Raw genomic sequence first — 8,877 nt, 5'->3', positions numbered from 1 at the left:
TTTGGACGTTCAATTACCGACAAAAGGGCAACATTCATCATTGAGCTGCATTTTTGGGGCAGGGACACGTCTATACCAAAGGTCCACGAGCAAGATCCCTTTCGGCTATTACCAAGGTCGAGTACCCCCAAAAAACTCAGCAAAGCACTCAGCAAACATTGCGATATTGTTCGACTGGGTAAACCCCTCTCGTTCACCCGAAAGAAAAATATAGCCCGCTTTGGCGTTCTCTATACCCCCAGCCTAACTGCCACCATCGCCAACTGGCACGGTCAATGTGAGCCCCCATAGATACACAAATGTAGCAATACCAATTTTTCTAGACGAACGTTCAATATCCGAAGACTGTTCGAACTTAAATGTTGCCAAGAATTTTTGACTTAGCCACTTGGAATGCCCCCTTTAGTGGGAACAGCGAGGGAATCGAGTGCCACCGCCCCTCGCGGAACACTCCACAAATGCGCGAGCTACCGCTCCACTTCCAACTGCTTCGCTGCCTCTGCGGCGCGCTCGTGGGCCTCGTCGATCGTGTCCGCGGTGGCAAGCACCATTACGGCGTCTTCGTGAACCTCAACCGTCACCTCGTCGACAGCCATCGCCTGCGCAATCTGTGCGGTGGTGGGGTTCACGCCGTGGAGGAAGGCGGCGGCGCCGGGGGAGGTGAGCGTGACGTCGATAGGCAAACCTGCGGTCGCGCGCGCATGCAGATCGAACTGGTCCACACGCTGGGTACCCCGAGTGAGCAGGCCGTCCGCGTCTGGGCGGGGCGTGGCCTGGGAGAAGTAGACCTCGTCGCCGTCGACAAAGAGCTCGATGGAGTACACGCCGCGCCCGGCGATCGCACCGCTGATGCGCGCTGCGATCGAGCGGGCGTTGTCAGCCGCGGCCTGGGACAACGCCGCCGGCTGCCACGTCTCTACAAGCTTGCCGTGCTCGTGGCGGGTACCAATCGGCTCGCAGAACCACGTGGCCATAGCGCCCGTAGCCGGGTCAATCGAGCGGACGGTAAGGATAGTGACCTCGTAGTCAAAGTCGATGTACTGCTCCACCGCTACCGGCTCGCGCTCACCCGACTTGGATTCGGAAACGCTCTGCGCCTTGGAAAACGCTGCGCGTAGCTCCTTCGACTCGCGCACCACGGACTGGCCCTCGCCGGCGGTGGAGCGGCCTGGCTTGACCACCAGCGGGTAGCCCACCTGCTCCGCGCACGCCTCGAGGTCTTCCACGGTGTCGACGAACTTGTACGCCATCGTCGGCAAGCCAAGCTCTTCGGCCGCGGTGCGCCGCACGCCCTCGCGGTTGCGGGTCATCCGGCACGCCTCCACCGTGGGGAAAAGCTCGCAGCCCGAGGTATCCACCAGCTCACGCAGCTTGGCCAGGTCCGTGCCCTCTCCCGCCACGGTAATGTCCGGGGTCATCGCACCCGGCGCGCCCTGCTCAAACGTGCCCACCTGCGCTTCGTAGCCTAGGCGACGGAAGGAGGTTGCAAGCTCCTCCTCCACCGCGGACGTGCCAAGGATGAGCACCTTCGAGCGCTTCGCCGTATTCATAGGCGCCTACTTTATGTCCCGGCACTGCCCTGGGCAAACAGGCGCGCTGGGGAAACGGTGACGAGTTACCGCTCCATGACGTTGTTACGCACGATCGTCTGGTCGCGGCCCGGGCCAACACCGATGTAGCTCATCGGCGCACCGGAGAGCTCCTCGAGGCGCAGCACGTAATCCTTCGCCTTCTGCGGTAGCTCGTCGAACGTGGTGCAGCCGGTGATGTCCTCGTCCCACGCGGGCATGGTCTCGAAGATGGGCTCTGCGTGGTGGAACTGGGACTGGGTCAGCGGCATTTCGTCGAGGCGCTGGCCGTCCACGTCGTAGGCCACGCAGATCGGGATCTCGCCGATGCCGGTGAGCACGTCCAGCTTGGTCAGGAAGAAGTCCGTGAAGCCGTTGACGCGGGCAGCATAGCGGGCCACCACCGAGTCGTACCAGCCGCAACGGCGCTTACGGCCGGTGTTCACGCCGACCTCACCGCCGACTTCCTGCAGGTAGTCGCCCCACTTGTCAAACAGCTCCGTGGGGAACGGGCCCGCACCCACGCGGGTGGTGTACGCCTTCACAATGCCCAGCGACGCCGTGATCTTGGTCGGGCCAATGCCCGCACCCACACACGCGCCGCCGGCAGTGGGGTTGGAGGAAGTGACAAACGGGTATGTGCCGTGGTCCACGTCCAGCATGGTGGCCTGGCCGCCCTCCATGAGCACGTGCTTGCCCTCGTCCAGTGCCTTGTTCAGGGTGTACTCGGCGTCAATCACCATCGGCTTAAGGCGCTCGGCGTAGGACATGAAGTACTCGAAGATTTCGTCCGCCTCGATGGCCTTGCGGTTGTACATCTTCACCAGCATCTGGTTCTTCACATCCAACGCGGACTCGATCTTCTGGCGCAGGATCGACTCGTCAAAGATGTCCTGCACGCGCAATCCCACGCGCGCCACCTTGTCGGCATAGGTGGGGCCGATGCCGCGGCCAGTGGTGCCGATGGCACGCTTGCCCAGGAAGCGCTCCTGCACGCGGTCCAGCGTCTGGTGGTACGGCGCAACCATGTGGGCGTTGCCGGAAATGCGCAGGCGCGAGGCGTTCGCACCCCGAGCTTCAAGCCCGTCGATCTCCTCAAACAGCGCCTGGAGGTTGACCACCACGCCGTTGCCAAGGATCGGGGTGGCGTTCTCGCTGAGCACGCCGGCGGGCAGCAGTTTCAGCTCGTACTTCTCGCCGCCAACGACGACGGTGTGTCCGGCGTTATTGCCGCCATTCGGCTTGACCACGTAGTCAACCTTGCCGCCGAGAATGTCGGTGGCCTTCCCCTTGCCCTCGTCGCCCCACTGGGCGCCCACAATGACGATGGCGGACATTTTCACTCCTTATATAGGCAGTAATCCGCGCTTATTGTAGCGTGACCCCTATGCGGCTGATCCATTGCGCGTGCGCAACCACCACTTCAATCCCCGGTGCCGAGCACCACCAGCTCCCCGCCGTACCGACGCGCAAGGACCTGCGCTTCCTCGACGCCGCGGCGAAGGAGTGCCTGCCGGAAGACCCCACTCCGTCGCTCGCGGAGATCCAGGCCTCCCCCAACGTCGCGCACCTTGGCCAGCCGGCGCCTGCGCCGCAGCAGCCCGACCAGCGCTTGCGCATCGTCGTCTCCGGCACCGACAAGGCGCTCGCCGCCGTCCTCACCCGGATGATGCGCGGCGACTACCTATGGACGGAGATCGCTTACCTCCCCGTCGATCCCTCCTCGCCCGCAGCGGTGGCGTGGGGATTGAGCGGGCTCGACCGCGACGCTCTCATCTCCCTTGCCACCTCTGGGCCAGTCGTGCCGTCGCCGTGCGTGCGCACCGACACCGGCGAAGTGGTCGCGGGGGCAGCCGCGATCTACCACGACGACGGCGCAAGCGAGTACGTCGGCGAGATCGTCGTCGACTCGGAGCAGCTCCTCTACCGCAGCGGCTCCGAGCCCTCCGCGCGCTTCTACGGGCAGTTCGGCGCGCGCCTGGTACCTACCCCCGGCGCCCCGGGAATTGCATCCTCCGCCCTGACAACTCCGCTGGTGCCCACCGGGCCTGTCTCCAGGCGCTCACCGGCGCAACTAGAGCGGTTGCACCGCCTCCCCCTCCTCCGCGGACTCACCCGCAACGCGGGCGTTGCGCCCGGTCAGACGGATTCCTCGCGCGTCCTCACCGGCCGCGCGCTGCAGTCCGGTGGCGACGCCATCACCGTCGAGCTCGACGGGGTGGTACGCCCCCGCACGGTGGAGCGGGTGACCTTTTATCGGCACCTCCGCGACATCCAGAGCGTCAAAATGGGGGCAAATTCTGGGATGTGACACATCTCACATAGGCGATTTCTTTACGCCCATACTGAGGTGGCCGTTATCACTTCGAGACGTTTACCCAGCGCGCACACAGCACCTCAAGTCATCCAAACGTCACGTTCTTGCAGGTCACCGCCAGCGGCCAGGGGATTGTACCGGCGGTCCGTGAATCCGTCATTCGTTCATATGTTCCACTTGCCCCGAACGGGCCGACCTGAGACGGCCGTTCAAGCGAGAATCTCAAATCCGCTCTACATTCGTTCTTGTTCGCAACGCAGCGAAGCGCGAGCCAAGTGCTCGCAGGCTTCGTCGCTAAGCGAGACAGTCCGCACAATGGGCTGAGTTAGATAGACCCCTGAACGAACTCGAATCACGAAGGAGCTTTTCAGCACCATGGCTAACACCAACCGCATCGAAGATCTGGCAAACGCCACCGCATACGACGTTGACGGCGACAAGATCGGCGGCGTCAAGGACGTCTACGTCAACGACACCTCCGGCCAGCCGGACTTCGTGTCCGTGAACCACGGCCTGTTCGGCGCCGGTACCTCCATCGTTCCGCTGCGCGGCCACACCCTGCGTGACGGCGAGCTGCACCTCGCATTCCCGAAGGGCCGCATCGAGGACGCTCCGGATCTGGACGAGAACGGCCACCTCACCACCGAGGACCAGGATGCGTTCTACCGCCACTACGGCCTGACCGACACCAAGGACGTCACCACCTACGACACCGGCCGCCACGCCGCTGCTGGCACCGGCGCCGCTGCTGGTGCTGCAGGCGTCGCAGGCGCTGGCGCTGCCGCTGGTGAGCGCGAGGTGACCACCGACGAGACCGCTCGCGCAAACGCTGCTGCCGGCACCCGCGAGAACGTCGCTGACACCGACAAGGACGCGATCATCCGCTCCGAGGAGCAGCTGAACGTGCAGAAGGACCGCGTTGAGTCCGGCCAGGTCCGCCTGCGCAAGTACGTCGTGAACGAGACCGAGACCGTCGAGGTCCCGGTTGAGCGCGAAGAGGTTCGCGTTGTCCGCGAGCCGATCACCGACGCTGACCGCGCCAACTACGACGGCAAGATCGGCGAGCAGGAAGCTTCCGTCACCCTGCACGAGGAGCGCGTCAACGTCTCCAAGGATTCCGTCCCGGTGGAGAAGGTTTCCCTGGAGAAGGACACCGTTCAGGACACCGAGCGCGTCTCCGAGGAGCTGCGCAAGGAGCGCTTCGACACCGACGGTGTCGAGGGCGTCGTCGACGGCAAGAACACCAAGAAGTAAGCCCCTCCGCCGGTAGGTAACCGGCACACCCTTTCACGAGAGCCCGGTGGGTATCACTCCCCACCGGGCTCTCGCACGTCTTCGGTTGGACGCTATTCGTCGTAAAGCTCGGGCGGGTACTTCGGCGAAGACGACGTCGGCGCGAGCACCGACGCCGCGGACTCGTGAGACATGCCGCTGACTTCGAGCAGATCGACGATGAGCGAGCGCGTCTGCGCCAGGATGGCGTACGCCGAGAGCACCGCATCCTCCGGCACTGCGTCCATCGACGCGCGCTGGCCCGCCACGCGCAGCTCGTTGACGATGCGGGGGATGGCAATCGCCTGCGCGCGGCGCGAATCAACCCCGTAGACCTCGGAGAACTCCATGCAGATGTGCGAGAGCGTATCGATGAGCTCCACCTGCTGCTCCGTCACCGCATCCCCGTCCTCGCACAGCACGTGCGCGCGGCGCGCCAGCACGCGAGTCGTGCGGACCGCGTTATCCACCGGCGGGATGACCAGCGAGAGCGAATTGATGTAACGGCGCACGCTCCACAGGAACGGGGAAATGCGGATCGACTCCTTGCCGGACTTCACCGCCGACGCCATCTGGTCAATATCCGTCTGCGAGCTACGGATGGCCTCGAAGGCTTCGTCGATGATCTCGGGATCGCGCTCGCGCAGCCCGTTCGCAACGTCGTTAAGCACCGAGCACAAAATGCCCATCACCTTCGAGATCTCCGACCTCGCGCTCTGCATCGGCGCCTGAGGAAGCAGCGCGAGCGTCACCATCGAGACCACGACGCCGACGATCGCGTCGAGCGTCCTATCAATGCCGGTGACCTCCGCGCCCGGCGGCATGATCGTGGCAATGAGGACCGAACCGATCGCGACCTGGTTAATTGCCAGCTGCGACTTGGTAAAAAACGACGCGATCGCGAGCGATCCGGAGACGATCAGCGCGATCTGCCAACCGCCCTCGCCCAGCCGGTAGAAGAGAAGGTCCCCCACCAGCACGCCGATCGTGCCGCCGATAGCCAGGTCCCACGCCTTGGAGAGGCGCTCTCCGCCCGTCATGCCGATCATGATGATCACGGAGATCGGGGCGAAGAACGGGCGCTGGTGGCCGAGCAGGTCCTTGGCAATCCAGTACGCGAGGCCCGACGCGATGCCGATCTGCAGGATGGGCAGTAGGCGCTTCCGAACGCGCAGCAGGCGCGACTGCACCGACTGGTCGACCTGTTTCAGCCGTTCCTTCGTAGTCAGCCGGTGCTTCGTGCTTCCGGCGTCCTTCTGTTCCTCCATGGTGCCTACATTAGCCACCGGGCGGGCGCACGCACGAGAAAACGCCGCCCCACCGCGACGAATCAGCGGGGGACGGCGCTACTGGCCTGCGAAAGCCTTACTTGGACACGGTGTGGCCCACGGAGCGCAGGTCCTGGCAAGCCTCGATGACGCGCTGGGTCATCGCAGCCTCTGCCTTCTTCATGTAGGAGCGCGGGTCGTAGACCTTCTTGTTACCCACCTCGCCGTCGATCTTCAGGACGCCGTCGTAGTTCTCAAACATGTGCGACGCGACCGGGCGGGTGAACGCGTACTGGGTGTCGGTGTCAACGTTCATCTTCACAACGCCGTAGCCCAGCGCCTGCTCGATCTTCTCCTTCTCGGAGCCGGAGCCACCGTGGAAGACGAAGTCGAACGGCTTGGAGCCAGCGTCCTGGCCCAGCTTCTTCGCGGCAACCTTCTGGCCCTCGTCCAGGACCTCGGGGCGCAGCTCGACGTTGCCCGGCTTGTACACGCCGTGGACGTTGCCAAAGGTAGCGGCCAGCAGGTAGCGGCCCTTCTCGCCGGTGCCCAGGGCATCGATGGTCTTCTCAAAGTCCTCCGGGGAGGTGTAGAGGTTTGCGCCGTGCTTTGCCTGCACGCCGTCCTCCTCGCCGCCGACGACGCCGATCTCCACCTCGAGGATGATGTTGGCGTTGTGTGCCTTCTCCAGCAGCTCCTGCGCGATCTCCAGGTTCTCATCGATCGGGATGGCGGAGCCGTCCCACATGTGGGACTGGAACAGCGGCAGCTCGCCGCGGTCGACGCGCTCCTGCGAGATGGCAATCAGCGGACGGACGTACTCGTCCAGCACTTCCTTCTGGCAGTGGTCGGTGTGCAGCGCGATGTTCACGTCGTAATGCTTCGCAATCTCGTGTGCGAATGCTGCCAGCGCCTGCGCACCCGCGACCTTGTTCTTCACGCCCAGACCGGAGCCGAACTCAGCACCGCCGGTGGAGAACTGGATGATGCCGTCGGACTCAGCCTCGGCAAAACCCTTGATGGCTGCGTTGATGGTCTCGGAGGAGGTGCAGTTAATGGCCGGGAATGCGTACCCGCCCTTCTTGGCACCGTCCAGCATCTGGTTGTAGATCTCGGGGGTTGCGATTGGCATGGGGAATGTCCTCCCTTGTTGCTCTTGGTAGTACGTAGCCCAGTATGCACCTTTTACAGTCCGGTTGCACGAGAAATTCTCGCAGCTGCCTCGAGCAGCATCCATCCCGACAGTTGCACGGAGAGATCGCGTTCGTCGATACGCACTAAGCCCACGGCCTCGCTTATCGACGCCGGCCCAAACCCATAGTTATGCGGCAGCAGCGCATCCTCTGTCCACTCCGCGGCGAACACGGGCAGGCCATCGACTTCCAGCCGGTGCTGCCACAGCGATTCCGCCGAAGCGCGGACCAGCCGCGCGGCGATCTTCCTCGTCGCAATGTTCTCCCGGCTGTCCCGCGGCAGGCGCACCGCCACCTCCGCCAGGTAGCGGGCGAGGATCCCCTTGAACAGGCCGCCGTCGCCGTCGCCCGACTCGTACTTCGGGCTGATGATCACGCCCTGCGGGGTGGCCAGGTGCAGGGCGATGGCCTGCACGATCGCGCGGATGTGCGTGATGTAGAACACGGAGGCGTCAGCGCGCTCCGAGTTGGCAAAGGAGTCGATCGGTTCGTCGTGGTCCAACCCCGCATCGTCGCGTAGCGCAAGGGCGACCTCGAGGCTGGCACCGAGCACCGTGCCCTGGTTATAGGTGTAGATTTTCTCCACGACCTCGGGGCCGTGCATGCGCATGCGGATCCCGTCCTCAAGCAGGCCGTTCTCGCGCACCAGGTTGTCAAAGATCCAGTCCAGGATCTCCCGCGACTTGTCCAGCCGGCCGGTGCGCGCGAACAGGATCGCTGCCGGGCCGTTGGACGGCACGTTGAAGAAGGTCTCGGCGCGGCGCCACGGCAGGACACCGGTGACGGGGTCGATGCCCTCGAGCAGGTCGAACTCGAGCTTGTCCAGCGCCTTCGACCGGTGAATGCCGTCGAGCTGGAGCGCGCGGTTCCAAGCGAGGGCCAGCCAGGCCTTGTCGTCGTAGTACTTGTTGGCGGTGAGCCGCCACGCCGAGCGCACGCTCATCGCGCGCAGCGTGTCCTGCAGGCGGTGGCGGCGCTCCAGCGACGGCTGGCGCAGCGCCGCATCAACCTGGCAGTCGATGTAGTGTGCCTGCCACCAGAAGTGCCAGTGCCAGTACAGGCGGTCCTTCACTCCCGGCGGCCAGGTCACGACGGCGAGGTTGGTGCCGGGCATGCCCCACAGCTTCTGCGAGTGGCGCCTGTGAATGGCCTGCTCCGCCAGGTCGGCCCGATGCGGCCACACTGACCCGGATTCTGACACCTACTGCTCCAATCACGCGCGACTAGCTCGTACTCCCTATATATTGCCAGAGCACCCA

The 8,877-nt window shown here is 64.2% G+C and carries 7 protein-coding genes; 2 read left to right on the top strand and 5 right to left on the bottom strand.

The features are described 5' to 3' along the window. Positions 1-467: 467 nt before the first annotated feature. Positions 468-1,550, bottom strand: a complete 1,083-nt coding sequence (locus CKJ85_RS08235) for an ATP-grasp domain-containing protein (RefSeq protein ID WP_095554020.1) — start codon at positions 1,548-1,550, stop codon at positions 468-470. A gap of 65 nt (positions 1,551-1,615) precedes the next feature. Next, complete coding sequence (locus tag CKJ85_RS08230) at positions 1,616-2,905, bottom strand: adenylosuccinate synthase (RefSeq protein ID WP_095554019.1); 1,290 nt, start codon at positions 2,903-2,905, stop codon at positions 1,616-1,618. A 50-nt stretch (positions 2,906-2,955) separates the two neighbouring features. On the opposite strand from CKJ85_RS08230, the gene CKJ85_RS08225 reads away from it, so the two are divergent. Together CKJ85_RS08225 and CKJ85_RS08220 are read left to right on the top strand one after the other, a co-directional pair. Then, on the top strand, positions 2,956-3,879 hold the full coding sequence (locus CKJ85_RS08225; protein WP_095554018.1) for a hypothetical protein: 924 nt from the start codon (positions 2,956-2,958) through the stop codon (positions 3,877-3,879). Between the two features lie 381 nt (positions 3,880-4,260). Then, positions 4,261-5,139 carry a PRC and DUF2382 domain-containing protein gene (locus CKJ85_RS08220; protein ID WP_095554017.1) on the top strand — a complete coding sequence of 293 codons (879 nt, stop codon included), beginning with the start codon at positions 4,261-4,263 and terminating at the stop codon, positions 5,137-5,139. A 92-nt stretch (positions 5,140-5,231) separates the two neighbouring features. Here the strand turns inward: CKJ85_RS08220 and CKJ85_RS08215 are convergent, their stop codons facing one another. From CKJ85_RS08215 to CKJ85_RS08205, 3 genes are all read right to left on the bottom strand, one after another. Beyond that, a complete protein-coding gene (locus CKJ85_RS08215; RefSeq protein ID WP_095554016.1) occupies positions 5,232-6,425 on the bottom strand; it encodes an aromatic acid exporter family protein in 1,194 nt (397 codons plus the stop codon). 97 nt (positions 6,426-6,522) lie between these two features. Then, positions 6,523-7,557 (bottom strand): class II fructose-bisphosphate aldolase, encoded by a 1,035-nt coding sequence (gene fbaA / locus CKJ85_RS08210; protein WP_095536080.1) that lies wholly within the window; start codon positions 7,555-7,557, stop codon positions 6,523-6,525. Positions 7,558-7,610: 53 nt separating this feature from the next. Further along, complete coding sequence (locus tag CKJ85_RS08205) at positions 7,611-8,801, bottom strand: glycoside hydrolase family 76 protein (RefSeq protein WP_233127003.1); 1,191 nt, start codon at positions 8,799-8,801, stop codon at positions 7,611-7,613. Positions 8,802-8,877: the final 76 nt, after the last annotated feature.

Source organism: Corynebacterium sp. NML 150383 (assembly GCF_002285085.1).
Taxonomy (GTDB): Bacteria; Actinomycetota; Actinomycetes; order Mycobacteriales; family Mycobacteriaceae; genus Corynebacterium; species Corynebacterium gottingense.
Note: the sequence above shows the minus strand (reverse complement) of the source record. Positions and strands in the feature narration are given on the sequence as shown.